Source organism: Streptomyces sp. NPDC100445 (assembly GCF_044759735.1).
GTDB lineage: Bacteria > Actinomycetota > Actinomycetes > Streptomycetales > Streptomycetaceae > Streptomyces.
Genome location: NZ_JBIVZV010000007.1, coordinates 203,796 through 217,647, shown reverse-complemented (window position 1 = coordinate 217,647; position 13,852 = coordinate 203,796). Strand labels below are relative to the sequence as shown.

11 protein-coding genes and 1 pseudogene are annotated in these 13,852 nt (G+C 68.4%); 6 read left to right on the top strand and 6 right to left on the bottom strand.

Going from position 1 to position 13,852, the window contains the following annotated elements:
• Window positions 1-44 precede the first annotated feature (44 nt).
• Window positions 45-1,445: pseudogene (gene hpnR, locus ACIQVT_RS19170) on the top strand (hopanoid C-3 methylase HpnR).
• A 265-nt stretch (window positions 1,446-1,710) separates the two neighbouring features.
• Complete coding sequence (locus ACIQVT_RS19165) at window positions 1,711-3,279, top strand: cytochrome bc complex cytochrome b subunit (RefSeq protein WP_403754910.1); 1,569 nt, start codon at window positions 1,711-1,713, stop codon at window positions 3,277-3,279.
• A 21-nt stretch (window positions 3,280-3,300) separates the two neighbouring features.
• Here ACIQVT_RS19165 and ACIQVT_RS19160 read toward each other — a convergent pair whose 3' ends face one another.
• From ACIQVT_RS19160 to coxB, 4 genes are read right to left on the bottom strand one after another with little or no spacing between them, the layout of a single operon-like run.
• Window positions 3,301-3,792, bottom strand: coding sequence for a hypothetical protein (locus ACIQVT_RS19160; protein WP_403754624.1), 492 nt, complete (start codon window positions 3,790-3,792; stop codon window positions 3,301-3,303).
• Window positions 3,789-4,160, bottom strand: a complete 372-nt coding sequence (locus tag ACIQVT_RS19155) for a hypothetical protein (protein ID WP_403754621.1) — start codon at window positions 4,158-4,160, stop codon at window positions 3,789-3,791. The genes ACIQVT_RS19160 and ACIQVT_RS19155 overlap by 4 nt, the downstream gene beginning before the upstream one ends.
• Window positions 4,157-5,827, bottom strand: coding sequence for a cbb3-type cytochrome c oxidase subunit I (locus tag ACIQVT_RS19150; RefSeq protein WP_403754618.1), 1,671 nt, complete (start codon window positions 5,825-5,827; stop codon window positions 4,157-4,159). The genes ACIQVT_RS19155 and ACIQVT_RS19150 overlap by 4 nt, the downstream gene beginning before the upstream one ends.
• Window positions 5,824-6,489: a cytochrome c oxidase subunit II gene (gene coxB, locus ACIQVT_RS19145; RefSeq protein WP_403754615.1), complete on the bottom strand. Its 666-nt coding sequence runs from the start codon at window positions 6,487-6,489 to the stop codon at window positions 5,824-5,826. The genes ACIQVT_RS19150 and coxB overlap by 4 nt, the downstream gene beginning before the upstream one ends.
• 197 nt (window positions 6,490-6,686) lie before the next feature.
• Here coxB and ACIQVT_RS19140 point away from each other — a divergent pair, with 197 nt between their 5' ends.
• From ACIQVT_RS19140 to ACIQVT_RS19125, 4 genes are all read left to right on the top strand, one after another.
• Window positions 6,687-7,061 (top strand): DUF1330 domain-containing protein, encoded by a 375-nt coding sequence (locus ACIQVT_RS19140; protein WP_403754612.1) that lies wholly within the window; start codon window positions 6,687-6,689, stop codon window positions 7,059-7,061.
• A gap of 223 nt (window positions 7,062-7,284) precedes the next feature.
• Entirely contained in the window at window positions 7,285-7,848 is a 564-nt protein-coding gene (locus ACIQVT_RS19135; RefSeq protein WP_403754609.1) for an HPP family protein, read from the top strand.
• An 82-nt stretch (window positions 7,849-7,930) separates the two neighbouring features.
• A complete protein-coding gene (locus tag ACIQVT_RS19130; protein WP_403754606.1) occupies window positions 7,931-8,575 on the top strand; it encodes a PepSY domain-containing protein in 645 nt (214 codons plus the stop codon).
• A gap of 545 nt (window positions 8,576-9,120) precedes the next feature.
• On the top strand, window positions 9,121-10,902 hold the full coding sequence (locus tag ACIQVT_RS19125; protein WP_403754604.1) for a glycoside hydrolase family 15 protein: 1,782 nt from the start codon (window positions 9,121-9,123) through the stop codon (window positions 10,900-10,902).
• On the opposite strand, the gene ACIQVT_RS19120 is transcribed toward ACIQVT_RS19125, so the two are convergent.
• Entirely contained in the window at window positions 10,803-11,951 is a 1,149-nt protein-coding gene (locus ACIQVT_RS19120; protein WP_403754601.1) for an SDR family oxidoreductase, read from the bottom strand. The genes ACIQVT_RS19125 and ACIQVT_RS19120 overlap by 100 nt on opposite strands.
• Window positions 11,948-13,750, bottom strand: a complete 1,803-nt coding sequence (locus ACIQVT_RS19115; protein WP_403754598.1) for a thiamine pyrophosphate-requiring protein — start codon at window positions 13,748-13,750, stop codon at window positions 11,948-11,950. Before ACIQVT_RS19115 ends, ACIQVT_RS19120 begins: the two co-directional genes overlap by 4 nt.
• Window positions 13,751-13,852 lie beyond the last annotated feature (102 nt).

Here is a 13,852-nt window from a genome sequence, read left to right as displayed (position 1 = left end):
CGGGACCAGGTGACTAGGGGCTCCCCCGCTGCCCGAGGTGCCTCATGCGTCTGCTGCTCGTCCACTCCAGTGCCTGATGTATTCGGAGATCTTCCTGAGACTCGAGCCGCTCGGTCTCGAACGGGTGGCAGCCGCCGCCCGCGACGCGGGTCACGACGTGCGGGCCGTGGACCTCCAGGTACACGATCAGCGGGACCTGCGCAGGCTCGTCACCTCCTTCCGACCGGAGGCGGTGGGATTCTCACTCAACTACCTGGCGAACATCCCGGAGGCCATCGACCTGGCGCGCGCCATCAAGCGGGTGAGTCCGGGCTGCTTCGTCTTCTTCGGCGGACACAGCATGTCCTTCGTGGCCGAAGAGGTACTGGACCAGGCGGAGGGGGCGGTGGACGCGGTGGTCCGCGGCGAGGGTGGGCCGGCCATCACGGCGCGCCCGGCGTGGTCACCACCGCCGGGCGCGGGGCTGCGCCCAGCATGCTGCACTCCATCGACAACCCACGCCCGGCACGGGACCTCATGAGGCGCCGCAACCGTTATTTCATCGGTGAGCTGGACCCCTGCGCCTCCATCGAGTTCACCCGAAGGCTGTCCCTGGGACTGCTCCTTCTGCTCCGCGTGGACCTTCTACGGTCGCAGCTACCGCAAGGCTTCCCCCGAGGCCGCCGCCGCGGAACTGGCGAGCATCCGGGAGCCGAACGTGTTCATCGTCGACGACGTCGCCTTCATCCGCCCGGAACACGGCGACGCCATCGCTGCCGAGGTGGAGCGGCGCCGGGTCCGCAAGCGGTACTACCTGGAGACCCGCAGTGACGTCCTGCTGCGCAACACCGACGTCTTCGAGCGCTGGACGCGCCTGGGTCTGAAGTACATGTTCCTCGGTATGGAGGCGATCGACGCCGAGGGACTGGACCTGTTCCGCAAGCGGGTCACTCCCGACGAGAACTTCCGTGCGCTGGAGACAGCCCCGCAAGCTGGGAATCTCCGTGGCCATCAACCTGATCGTGGATCCCGCCTGGGACGCCGAGCGATTTCGCGTGATCCGCGAGTTCGCCCATTCCGTGCCGGAGATCGTGCACCTCACTGTCATGACCCCGTATCCGGGGACCGAGATCTGGCACACGGAGTCGCGCCGGCTGACGACGCGGGACTACCGTCTGTTCGACATCCAGCACGCCGTCGTACCGACCGAGCTGCCCTTGGACGAGTTCTACCGGGAGCTGGTCCGGACCCAGGCGGTCATCAACCGTAAACACCTCGGATGGCGCACCGCCCTGGGCGCCGCGGAGGTGCTCGGGCGCAACCTCCTGCACGGCCAGACGAACTTCGCGCGCATGTTGTGGCGGTTCAACCGGGTCTACAACCCGAAACGGCAGCTGGCCGACGGGCGGCCCGGTCAGGTTCCTCCCCCGGCGCCGCGACGGACACCGGTGCCGCCGAACACTTGATCCATGAAGGCCGGCGCGTGCGAGCGGGTCGTCGGCCGGCCGACCGCTCGCACACGGCGTCGCGGGGCGGTTTCAAGCGGGGCGGGCACGGGGACCCCCGTCGGCGACCAAGGACCTGCTCGTCCCGGTCCTTCGCCCTCGGCGGGTCGGGCCCGCTCGCAGGCCACCCGGAGGTGAACCCTTCTTGTCCTTCCTGCGGAAGCTACTGCACCCGGAGCCGCAGCCCACTCGGGGCGAGCGGCTAGTGACCGCTGTCGACCGGCGGGTGCCCTTGTCCGAGGCAGGGAAGAAGTTCCTGCGCAAGGCCTTCCCCGACCACTGGTCCTTCCTCCTCGGCGAGATCGCGCTCTACAGCTTCGTGGTTCTGGTGCTCACCGGGACGTTCCTGACATTTTTCTTCCACCCGAGCATGGAGGAGCGCCCTTACAACGGTTCGTACGAACCCCTGCTGGGGCAGATGGCCTCCGAGGCCTACACCTCCGCCCTGCACATCAGCTTCGACGTGCGGGGCGGTCTGCTGATGCGGCAGATGCACCACTGGGCAGCGCTGGTATTCGTCGCCGCGATCGGCGTGCACATGCTGCGCATCTTCTTCACCGGGGCCTTCCGCCGGCCGCGCGAGGTCAACTGGATGATCGGCGTGACACTGTTCTGGCTGGCCATCCTGGAGGGCTTCTGCGGTTATTCTCTGCCGGACGATCTGCTGTCCGGTACGGGGCTGCGCACCGCGGAAGGCATCCTGCTCTCCATTCCGATCGTCGGCACGTACCTGATGTTCTTCACCTTCGGCGGACAGTATCCGGGGCACGACATCATCCCGCGTATGTACGCGGCGCACATCCTGCTCATCCCTGGGTTGATGATCGCGCTGATCGCCGTCCACCTCGGACTGGTGATCTACCTCAAGCACACCCAGTGGGCCAAGCCGAAGCGGACCAACCAGAACGTCATCGGCAAGCCGCTCTACCCGCAGTACACGACCAAGTCGGTCGGCTTCTTCTTCATTCAGTTCGGGCTCATCGCCATCATGTCGGCCCTGATGCAGATCAACCCGATCTGGGATTTCGGCCCCTACCGGGCAGACCAAGCCTCCATCGACGCCCAGCCGGACTGGTACCTGGGCTGGCTGGAGGGCTCCATGCGTCTGATGCCGGGCTGGGAGACGAACTTCCTGGGGCACACCATCGTCTGGGACGTCTTCCTCCCCGCTGTCGTGCTCCCTGTGCTCTTGTTCGGGGTGCTCTACGCGTATCCCTTCTTCGAACGCTGGGTCACCGGCGGCGGCAAGGAGCACCACCTCTGCGACCGGCCCCGGAACCAACCCACTCGCACTGGGCTGGGCGTCGCCGGCATCACGTTCTTCGGCGTCCTGCTCCTGGATGGTGGCCAGGACGTCCTGCAACGGGTCTTCCACGTCCCCTTCGAGGTCTACAACTGGTCGTTGCGGGTCGGCCTTTTCGTCCTGCCGGTCGTCGCCTTCCTGCTGACCAAGCGGCTGTGCCTCGGCCTGCAAGCCAGGGACCGGGCGCGTCTTGTGCAGGGAGAGCCCACAGAGGAGGTGCGGATGACTGCGGACGGCTCGTACGCGAGGGCCCATGAGCCGCTGTCCCAGGAGGAACGCATCGCCATGGTCGTCCGGGACACTCCCCTCCCTCTGCACAAGCCCGGCCGCTGGTACATGCCCGTCGGGCGGTATCTCCGGCGGGGCCTCAGCCGGTGGTACTACGCCGAGCGGGTCGACATGCCGCTGACAGAAGAGGCCCGCCGGCAGGTCGCGGCGGTGACGGCCGACCCCGCCGAGGCCCAGAAGGCCGAGGAAGGGTCGAAGAAGTAACGAGGGGCGGGCCGCTCCGGGTCACTCGGCGCCGGCTTGCGCGAGGCGTTCCTCCTGGTTGATCCAGCGCCAGGTGATGCCGAGGGCCGCCAGGCCGATCGGGAGCATGGCCGCGACCATGGCCAGTCCTCCTGCCGTGTGGCCCATCGCCACCATCGCCACCGCGGGGAGGTCCAGCAAGGGCATGGACAGGTAGAGGTACATGCAGCGCGCCGGATCGCTCAGCCGGTGACGGGTGCCGAGGACGGGCAGCCAGTACAGCAACGCGGCGTACAGCAGAAACGCCTCGACGATGCCCCGGGCCAACGCCGAAGGCACGAACGGCTCGGTCAGGACGGCGGCCGCGTGCAGGACGACGAACAGGGGCAGGGCCACGGCGGCGGGCAGTGAGATACGCCCCCATCCGGGCCAGGCGCGCGTGCGGTGGATCAGAGCCGGCACCCCGGCGGCGATCAGCAACCCGGACAGACCCATGGTGAGGGCGTCCGCGCTCAGCACGCCCATAGGGGTCATGAGGAACCACCCTTCCGCCAGGCCCCCCGATGGACCGCGACCGCGACCGCCACGAGCAGCAGCGGTACCGCCAGCGACAGCATCCAGGGGCCGTACACGAGGGTGAGCAGGGCCAGGGTGAGGCCGACGGCCATGAGGGGCAGGGTCGCCGCGCCACGGACGGCAAGTCTCTGGTGCGTCTGCCCCTGCGGGTTTCGCCGGGCGGAGACGAGGACCGAGACAGCGGCGAGCTCGATCAGGACGACCGCGCCGACGTACAGCATGACGGCGATCAGGTGGCCGTGGTAGATGACGAGGACGGCCGCAAGAACGCCGTTGAACAGGCCCCAGGCCGCAACGAGAGCCGCCCCCGGATCCTTCTTGGTCATGCGTGGCTCCCCTCACCGGCTGCGGGCGTCTGCCCGGCACCGGTCCTCTTCCGCTTCTTCAGGTCGAGCAGCGGGGCGTAACTGGTGATCGGGGGCAGTGGACGCTCGGGGGGGAAATTCATCTCGGGCGGAGGTGACGAGGTGGCCCACTCCAGCGTCTGGCCGCCCCACGGGTCGTCGCCCGCGGGCCGTCTGCTGCGCAGCGACTCCAGGACGTTGACGATGAACACCACCATGGCCAGGGCGAGCACTCCGGCGCCGCAGCTGGACAGCAGGTTCAGCCAGCCGAAGCCGTCCACCGCGTCGTAGGTGTAGACCCTGCGGGGCATGCCGAGGTATCCCAGACCGAACATGGGCAGGAAGGTCAGGTTCGTCCCGACGACGAGCAGCCAGAAGTGCAGCTTGCCCAGCCCCTCTCTGAGGAGGGCGCCGGTGGCCTTGGGGAACCAGTAGTAGACCGCCGCGAAGAGCCCGAAGGCACTCCCGGCGAACAACACGTAATGCAGGTGCCCGACGACGAAGTAGCTGTCGTGGACGTGGTAGTCGATCACCGGGGTACCGACCATGATCCCGGTGAGACCGCCGATGAGGAACTGCGGGATGAACGCCAGGGCGAACAGCATGGGCGTACGGAAGACCAGCCGCCCGCCCAGGATCGTACCGATCAGCGCGAAGTACTCGATCCCGGCCGGCATGAGCAGGAGGATCGAGGTCAGGGAGTAGTAGTCGTTCGCGGCCTGCCCGGTGGCGAACATGTGGTGACCCCAGACGCTCATCGACAGCGCGGCGAAGGTCAGCAGCGCCAGGACCGTCCCCTTGTAGGCGAAGAAACGGCGGCCGGAGAAGACGGCGAGTACCTCGCCCACCGCCGCCAGGTAGGGGAAGAACATCACGTAGACGACCGGATGCCCGTAGAACCAGAAGATGTGCTGGTAACCGATGTTCCACACGTTGGAGGCGAAGACCGCGGGATCGACCCGGCCGACCGCGAGCATCACCAGGGCGGCGAGCAGTGCCGGGAAGGAGCCGACCACCATCAGGCAGGTGGCCACCATGGACCAGGAGAACACTGGCATCCGCATCATCGTCATCATGGGCGCCCGTTTGCGCAGCACGGTCCAGAGAACGGTCCAGCCGATGAGGATGGTGCCGGTCACCGCGACGAAGACGCCGACGATCCACAGGTCCGAACCGACGGACGGAGAGTTCACGCGGTCGGCCAGCGGCGGATAGGAGAACCAGCCGTCGGGGTGCGCTCCGTCGGACGCCGCGAAGCCGGACAGCATCGTCACCGCACCGCATACGTAGAGCCAGTAGCCCAGCAGGGTGGTGCGTGGCATGGCGATGCCCGGTGCGCCGATCTGGAGCGGCACGAGGTACACGCCTAGACCCAGGGCGAACGGTGTCATGACCATGTAGATCATGCCCGAGCCGTGGATGGTGAAGAGCTGGTTGTAGGTGTGCGCGTCGAGAAAGGTCTCGTCGGGCAGGGCGAGCTGGCTGCGCATCAGCAGGGCGAGGATTCCCACCAGGGACATCAGAACCAGAGAGGTTCCGATGATGAGCAGACCGATTCGCTTGTGATCGGTCGAGGTGAAGGACATCAGCCGGCCTCCGGCGCGCGTATGGCCGGGAGCCCGGTAAGGCGTCTGCTGGTCCGTGCTCATACGGCGGCTCCGGTCGCGGCGCCCGCTGCCTGTGTACTGAGCCACTTCCGGTACTCGTCGGGCGGCACGGCCTTTACCCAGAAGTCCATCGACTTATGGCGCTGGCCGCAGAACTCCGCGCACCTGCCGCGCCAACGCCCCGTCTGATCGAACGTGAGGGTGAACGTGTTCCGGTGATTCGGGAACGCGTCCATCTTGTAGCGCAGTGCCGGGATCCACATCGAGTGGATGACGTCCTCCGACGTGATCCTGAACTTGACCGTCGTGCCCGTGGGCACGACGAGCGTGGGATATCGCTTGTTACGGCAATTGCCCTGCACCGAGACGGTCCGCCGCGCCGCGGCGCCCGGGTAGCTGAACTTCCAGCACCACTGGAACCCGGTCACATCGACGCGGGTGGTGGGGCGGTCCGCCGGCGTGTGGTGCTCGCGGTGGTTGGCCAGGGCCGTGTACACGACGAGGAAGACGGCGATGGCGCCGAGTGCGCCAAGATAGTAGGACTCCAACCGGTTGTTCTCCGCCCGTCGGGACGGGCGCCTGCCGGTTCCGGCCCGGCGTCTGATGACGGCGACGGCCATCAGCGCGAGTACCGCAACGAACACAAAGGATGCGATAGCCGTCTCCAGTGTGAAGACTTCACCGAAGACACGCCGGTGATCCATGCGCCGCTCTCCTCCGCTCGACCTGTACGACGTGCGGTAGTGCCCAGACGCGTGATTTTTGAAAGCCCGCGGACTGACGGACTCGTCGAGCCTGGAGGCTCGACGCCCTTGCCGACCGGTACATACCGATCGGTATGCTGAGCCGCCCCGTCCATCGAGCCGGGGCAGTCGCGTCCGTTCGTCCGAAGGAGTGTCCCGTGGCTATCGATCCCACCGGCGGCGATGTGAAGGCGATGCTGGCCGAGGACCCCGGCGAGCCCGTGGTCATGCTCAACCTGCTGCGCTTCGCGCCTGGCGGCAGAGCTCTGTACCAGAAGTACGCAACGCACCTGACGGAGACATTCCTCCCTCGGTACGGAGCGCAGGTCGTGTATGCGGGCGCGGGCGGCCCCGCGCTGGTGGCCGAGGACGGTCAGGCATGGGACGCAGTCGTCCTGGTCCGATACCCGAGCCGTACGGCGTTCAGCCGCATGGTCGCCGATCCGGAGTACCAGGCCATCACCGAGCTACGCACTCGTGCTCTGGCAGAGGCGGTTCTTCAACCCACGAACGATTGGGGCATGGACGTCTGACGAGCGGAGCTCCCGGCTGCACCGGCGTCGTGGATCCGCCCTCTGGCTGGAGAGGGGCAACGCATGAAGGCGAGACCGCACGCGCGCCGCAACAACCGGTGCGGCTCTCACCCGGTTGACGCCGACGCCATGCGGATACCCGGAAGGCTCCGATCCCGAGGAGGCCCAGCATGGACACCGGTGATCTCCCGGCCGACTTCGGCGGCGCCCCGGACGCCTTCGCATGAACGCGCAGCACGAACGGGCAGGGCGCGGGAACGCCGCTCTCAACGGGGCACCGGCCCGCCTGCTCGGTGGTCTGCGGCTGTTCGCTCTCACGGCCCTGCTGCTCGCCGGCGTCGGCGCCGTCGGCGACCTCATCGGCTGGACGGCGCTGACCACGACGCTGGGCCCGACGGCGTACCTGCTGCTGGCGCATCCGGAATCAGTGAATGCCCGGCTCCGCAGCGCAGTGACGGGCCACACCGTCGCGATCGGTGTGGGCCTGGCCTGTCTGGCCGCCTTCGGCTTGTGGAGCCATCCCTCCGTCGCCGAGCAACACCACGACACCGCGCCCCAGGTCGGCGCACAGGCTCTCGCGGTGGGTGTCACCCTCTTCCTTCTCCACGTGCTGGACTCACACCATGCCCCGGCCGCCGCCACAGCACTGCTGATCACCTCCGGCATCACCAGGCCGGGGCCGCCCCTGTACGGCCTGCTGGTCGGTCTCGCCCTCGTGCTGGGCATCGCGCCGCTCCTCACCGCCGCGACGTCCTCCCCGAGCTGTGGTGGTGATGACGCGGGCTGACGTACGACTCCCCCCTGTCGCTCTCCGCTCACGAGCGTGGTCAAGTCACACCGAGCCAGGAAACCGAACTCAGGAGGAACGCATGCGCACGAGAGGGAGCGCCGCCACCGGAACCGCGTCGGCCCTGGCCGGGTTCTTGGCGACGGGTGCGTTGCTGGTGACCGGCACCGCATGCCAGAGCCAGCCGCCGGAACACCGGCCGGAAGCCCTTCCCCAGGTCGAGGCGCGCTACGACCGGGCGGTGCTCACGGCGCTGTCCGAAGTGCCCGGCACCAAGGTCTTCTCGGTCCGGGTCGCCGACCTCTCGAGTCAGAAGCCCGTCTGGCTGACCCGGGTCGCCGAACCGAACGGCACCGTGCACACAGTACGTGTGGACGCCATTCACGGGCGGTTCGTGGACACCTCCGTACCGGCCGATCAGTCATCGGCGCGGAAATCACGCATCGCCGCGCTCATCGCATCAGCCAAGGTCCTGCCGCACGACGCGGTGGACAAGGTGAAAGAACCGGACTTCGGCAAGGTCACCGACGTCAGCCTGGAGAAGGGCTATCAGGGGCGCACGGTCTGGTCGGTGACCATCGACACGGTGCAAGGGGGACAGACGCACGTCTACCAGATCGACGCCGTGACGTCCAAGGTCATCCACAGCAGCACCATTCCCGGCGACTCCGCCATACCGAGCGAGCCGGCCAGCCCTCCCGCGTCCTCGTCGGGCAGCCCACGATGAGGCGATCCTCAATGATGCCCCTGACCGTGGCCCGCGTCATGTGGGGGACCGTTTTGACCGCGGCTCCAGGAGCCGTACTGCGGCGCTGCCCGCATACAGCCGGCAGCGCCGCTGCCGACGCCGTCGTACGGGCCCTGGGCGTCCGCCACGTCGTCCAGGGGCTCGCCACGGCCGTGGGAGTGATGCCACCCGCATGGGCGGTCCTGCCCGATGCCCTCCACGCGGCCACCATGGCCGGCCTCGCGGTGTGCAGCCCTCGGTGGCGCACGGCGGCTTCTGTCGATTTCGTGGTTGCCGGCGCCTTCGCGCTGGGCGGTCTGTACGCAACCCGCGCGGCTGCGTCCTCGAAGTAGGGGTCACCACGGCCTTGGCCTCTCCGCCCTCCCGGTCCATCCCGGACTGCGTCTCGCAACAAGATTCGGGTGAGAGGCGTGTGCCCCGCAGGCCCGCAGCGAGGCCGGTCTCGCATCCGATTGCCGTCATGCCCGGACCGCACGGCGTGCGGACCGTTTCCGCCACGCGGCCGTCGGGAATTCCCTCTGGCCATGAACGAGAAAGCGGACATGCGGACAGAGGCGGACGACGGCGCCTGCCCCCCGTGGGTCGTGCGCGGCTACGCGGTCCTCGCCGACGGCGAACGCGGCGCCGTCATCGATCCGGAGGGACGGATCGTCTGGCTGTGCGCGCCGCGCTGGCACAGCGACGCCGTGTTCTCCGCGCTCATCGGAGGCGGCGGGTACTTCGCCGTCGAGCCGGAGGACCGGTGGCACGTGTGGGGCGGATACTACGAGGACGGCACGTTGATCCACGTCAGTCGCTGGGTGACCGCCGACGCCGTGATCGAGTGCCGCGACGCGCTCGCGATGCCCGCCTCCACCGATCGCCTGGTGCTGCTGCGCCGCATGCGGGTGGAACGCGGCGAGGCGCGCCTGCGGCTCTCGCTCGACCTGCGGCCCGGATTCGGCACCGGGCGCGTGTCCGAGGTCCGGCTGCGGGAAGACCTCTGGACAGCGCAGGCCGGTGGGTTGCACCTGCGGCTGATCGGTGCCGGGCGGGCTGCGTGGAGTGGGGAGTCCGGTCTACGCGGTGGGTTCCGGCTGCGCAAGGGCGAGGAACACCACATCGTGCTGGAGCTGTCGACCGGCGGCGGCACGCAGCAACTGGACCCGAAGCAGTTGTGGAAGCAGACGGAGCAGGCGTGGCAGCGTGCCGTGCCGGACTGCTCCGGCCTGGCCGCTCCGCGCGACGCCCGTCATGCCTACGCCGTGCTGCGCGGACTGACCAGCGACTCGGGCGGCATGGTGGCCGCGGCCACCACTTCGCTGCCGGAGCGCGCCGACACCGGCCGCAGCTACGACTACCGCTTCGCATGGATCCGCGACCAGTGCTACGCGGGACTCGCCGTCGCGGCACATGGCCCCCACGACCTGCTCGACACGGCGGTGCGCTTCACCTCGGAACGCGTTCTCGCCGACGGTGAGGGTCTCCACCCGGCCTATACCGTCGACGGCGGCCCGGTGCCGGACCAGCAGCGGCTGCCACTCACGGGATATCCGGGTGGCAGCGACTACATCGGGAACAAGGCGGCCGAGCAGTTCCAGCTCGATGCGTTCGGTGAGGCGCTCCAGCTGTTCGCCGCCGCCGCGCACCACGACCGGCTCACCCAGGAAGCCGAACAGGCGGTAGGGATCGCGGTCGAGGCGGTGGAACGCAACTGGACCCGGCCGGACGCCGGCTTGTGGGAACTGGACAACCGCTGGTGGACCCAGTCCCGGCTGAGTGTGGTCTGCGGACTGCGCCAGATCTCCGTGTCACTGCCAGGCCCGACGGCACAACGTTGTGCCGAGCTCGCCGACAGGGTGTTCGCCGAGACCCGACGCCGCTGTCTGCGGCCCGACGGCCGCTGGCGCCGGGCCGAGGGCGACGACGGCCCGGAAGCCGCTCTCCTCACCCCTCTGGCTCGCGGCTGCCCGCCCGTCGACGATCCCAGCAACACCCTCACCCGCCGCTTCATCGAGAACCGGCTGGCCGAAGACGGCTACCTGTACCGCTTCGTCCACGGCGACATCCCCCTCGGGGAAGCGGAGGGTGCCTTCCTGCTCTGCGGTTTCACCATGGCGCTCGCCACCGACCGCCTCGGAGACCGCACCCGCGCGCTGCGCTGGTTCGAACGAACCCGGGCGGCCTGCGGGCCGTCCGGGCTGTTCGCGGAAGAATACGACGTGCGTCAGCGCCAGCTGCGCGGCAACCTCCCCCAGGCGTTCGTCCACGCCCTCCTGCTGGAGTGCGCGGTCCGCCTCAATGACGCCTCCACGCTGCCGCTCTGAGGAAGCCGCCCGCGCCCTGCTGCTGTGGCCGCCGCACCGCCGGTGACCAAGGCAGCACCGGCCGCCGCCCCGAGCATGAGAGGCCGACGGTGACGCGAGGCCCACAGTTGCACACTGCGGGAGTGCGCTTCGTCGTCGAAGATCCCGTGCGGTCCGTGGTCGTTGCCCTCCGTGTCGTCGACCGGCTGCCACAGGTTGGCCGGGCGGGAGGGGTCTACGGGCTCATCGGTCTGCTGGGAGTCGTAGCTGGTTCGGGCGAGGTAGCGGTCGAGCAGGCCCGCCGCGAGTTTCTGCCCCAGCAGGGTGGCCACCGTGGAGCCGCCGATCCAGTACTCGCGTCGCCCCGGGTGGTCGGCGGCGTACACGATGCCGGCGGCGGCGACTTCGGGTTGGTAGACGGGAGCCACAGGTCGCGGATGCCTGGGCAGCCGGGTCAGCACCCAGCTGAACTGTGGCGTATTGACCCCTGGCAGATGAGCCGTGGTCACCTTCACCCCACTGCCGTCGTGCATCAGCTCGCAGCGCAGTGAGTCGGTGAAGCCCCGGATCGCGGCCTTGGCTCCGCAGTACACCGACTGCAACGGCACGCTGCGGTAGGCGAGGGCGGAACCGACCTGCACGATCGTGCCGCGGTCACGAGACAGCATACGGCGGAGGGCCGCCTGGGTACCGTGGACGAAGCCGAAGTACGTCACCTCGGTGGCCCTCTTCAGCTCGTCCGGCCGGATCTCGCTCGCGGGCGAGAAGACCGTGGTGAAGGCCGCGTTCACCCATACGTCGATGGGGCCGAGCTGGTCCTCCACCTGTTGCGCTGCCGCGTCCACCGCTTCGGCGTCCGAAACATCCACGACCAGGGGCAAAGCCTGTCCCCCGGCGGCCCGGACATCATGCGCGGCTTCCTCGAGACCCCGCTGGCCGCGGGCGAGGAGGGCCACCGCGGCGCCGCGGGCACCGAACGCCTTCGCTGTGGCCCTGCCCACGCCGGCACTCGCGCCGGTGACGACCACGACCTGTGCACCGTGTGCACGGCCGGTCCGCTCCGTCTTCATTTGCCCCCCCGACCCGGAAGGTGTTCGGCGTATTCGGTGATCTTCTGCCGTACACCCTTGGCGGCGATGCCGACCCTCTCCGGGTCGTGCAGCGCCGCCTTGGCCGCCTTCATGCCCTGGGCCTTCATGATGTGCGGCGGGATCGGCGCGATCTCGTTGTCGACCTTGAACTCGAGCACCACCGGCTTGTCGGCGGCCAAGGCCTCTTCCCAGGCCTGACCGACCTTCTGCGGGTTGTCGCAGACGATGCCTTTCAGGCCGAGCAGCTGGGCGTAGGCCGCGTACGGCACGTCCGGGATCTCCTGCGAGCCTGGATACTTCGGGTCGCCGGCCATGGCGCGCTGTTCCCACGTGACCTGGTTGAGGTCCTGGTTGTTGAAGACGCAGAAGATGAACGGCGCCGGCCCGGAGAGCCGGTCCAGGTACCGTTTGACGGTGATCATCTCGTTCATCCCGTTCATCTGGAACGCGCCGTCACCGACGAAGGCGATCACCGGCCGGTCCGGGTAGGCGAAGCGGGCAGCGATCGCGTACGGAGTGCCGGGGCCCATGGTCGCCAGGGTCCCGGAGAGAGAAGCCCGCATACCCTGGCGCAGTTTCAGGTGCCGCGCCCACCAGTTCGTGCCGGATCCGGAATCGGCCGTCAGAATGCAGCCGTCGGGCAGCCGCGGCGACAGCTCAGCGGCGACGGCCTGAGGATTGATCTTGCCCTCGAAGTGCTGGTCCGCCCAGCGATCGCAGAGGTCGCTCCATTCGCGGACGTCCTTCTCGATCTGCTCTCGCCAGGTGTGGTCCTCCTTGCGCCGCAGGAGCGGGATCAGCGCGCGGAGCGTCTCCTTGGAGTCACCGACGAGGTGCGCGTCCATCGGATAGCGGATGCCGATCATCCGTCCGTCGATGTCGATCTCGACGCCCTTCGCCTGGCCCTCGTCCGGCAGCCACTCGGAGTACGGGAAACTGCTGCCGACCATGAGGAGGGTGTCGCAGTTCTGGATCATGTTGTCACTGGCCTTGCTGCCCAGCAGACCGATCGGGCCGGTCACGAACGGCAGGTCGTCGGGCAGGACCTCCCTGCCGAGCAGCGCCTTGGCGACGCCCGCGCCCAGCAGTTCCGCGACCTCAACAACCTCCTCCTGCGCCTTGGCCGCGCCCTGCCCGACCAGCATGGCGACCTTGGTTCCCTCGTTGAGGATGTCGGCGGCCTTGCGGAGCTCGCCGGGGTCGGGCAGGACGCGGGGCTGGCTCCAGCCGACGCTGGAGAACACCGAACCGTGCATCTTGGGCGGAGAGGGCTGGGCGTCCTCTTCCTGCACGTCGCTCGGGATGATGATCGTCGCGACACCGCGTGTCGTGAGGGCGGTCTTGAACGCGCGGTCGATGACATGCCGCGCCTGTCCCGGGTGCGAGATCATCTGGCAGAACTCGGAGACGTCCGAGAAGAGCACCTCCAGATTGATCTCCTGCTGGTAGTGCGCGCCGAGGGACAGCCGTTTCTGCTGGCCGACGACGGCGACCACCGGCTGATGGTCCAGCCTGGCGTCGTACAGCCCGTTGAGCAGGTGGACGGCGCCAGGCCCCGAGGTGGCCGTGCAGCAGCCCACCTCGCCGGTGAACTTCGCATGGGCGCAGGCCATGAACGCGGCCATCTCCTCATGCCGCGTCTGGATGAATTCGGGGTTGCCCTGAGCGCGGTCGAAGGCGCCGAGCAGCCCGTTGATGCCGTCTCCGGGGTAGCCGTACACCCGCTTCACGCCCCATTCGGTGAGGCGTTGCAGGACGTAGTCGGCGACTTGCGTCATGGTGATGCTCCTGAGCCGAGGTCCGAAGAGTCGGCACGGGAGTCACCTCTGGGTATCAGACCTAAACCCCGCGACAGGACGTCTCGGGCGATCGGACTGCAA

Bases quoted from the DNA above. Each gene is read 5' to 3' on its own strand.
- ACIQVT_RS19160 (WP_403754624.1), bottom strand. From the start codon at position 3,792: ATGACCCCTATGGGCGTGCTGAGCGCGGACGCCCTCACCATGGGTCTG.
- ACIQVT_RS19155 (WP_403754621.1), bottom strand. From the start codon at position 4,160: ATGACCAAGAAGGATCCGGGGGCGGCTCTCGTTGCGGCCTGGGGCCTG.
- ACIQVT_RS19150 (WP_403754618.1), bottom strand. From the start codon at position 5,827: ATGAGCACGGACCAGCAGACGCCTTACCGGGCTCCCGGCCATACGCGC.
- coxB (WP_403754615.1), bottom strand. From the start codon at position 6,489: ATGGATCACCGGCGTGTCTTCGGTGAAGTCTTCACACTGGAGACGGCT.
- ACIQVT_RS19135 (WP_403754609.1), top strand. From the start codon at position 7,285: ATGAACGCGCAGCACGAACGGGCAGGGCGCGGGAACGCCGCTCTCAAC.
- ACIQVT_RS19130 (WP_403754606.1), top strand. From the start codon at position 7,931: ATGCGCACGAGAGGGAGCGCCGCCACCGGAACCGCGTCGGCCCTGGCC.
- ACIQVT_RS19125 (WP_403754604.1), top strand. From the start codon at position 9,121: ATGAACGAGAAAGCGGACATGCGGACAGAGGCGGACGACGGCGCCTGC.
- ACIQVT_RS19120 (WP_403754601.1), bottom strand. From the start codon at position 11,951: ATGAAGACGGAGCGGACCGGCCGTGCACACGGTGCACAGGTCGTGGTC.
- ACIQVT_RS19115 (WP_403754598.1), bottom strand. From the start codon at position 13,750: ATGACGCAAGTCGCCGACTACGTCCTGCAACGCCTCACCGAATGGGGC.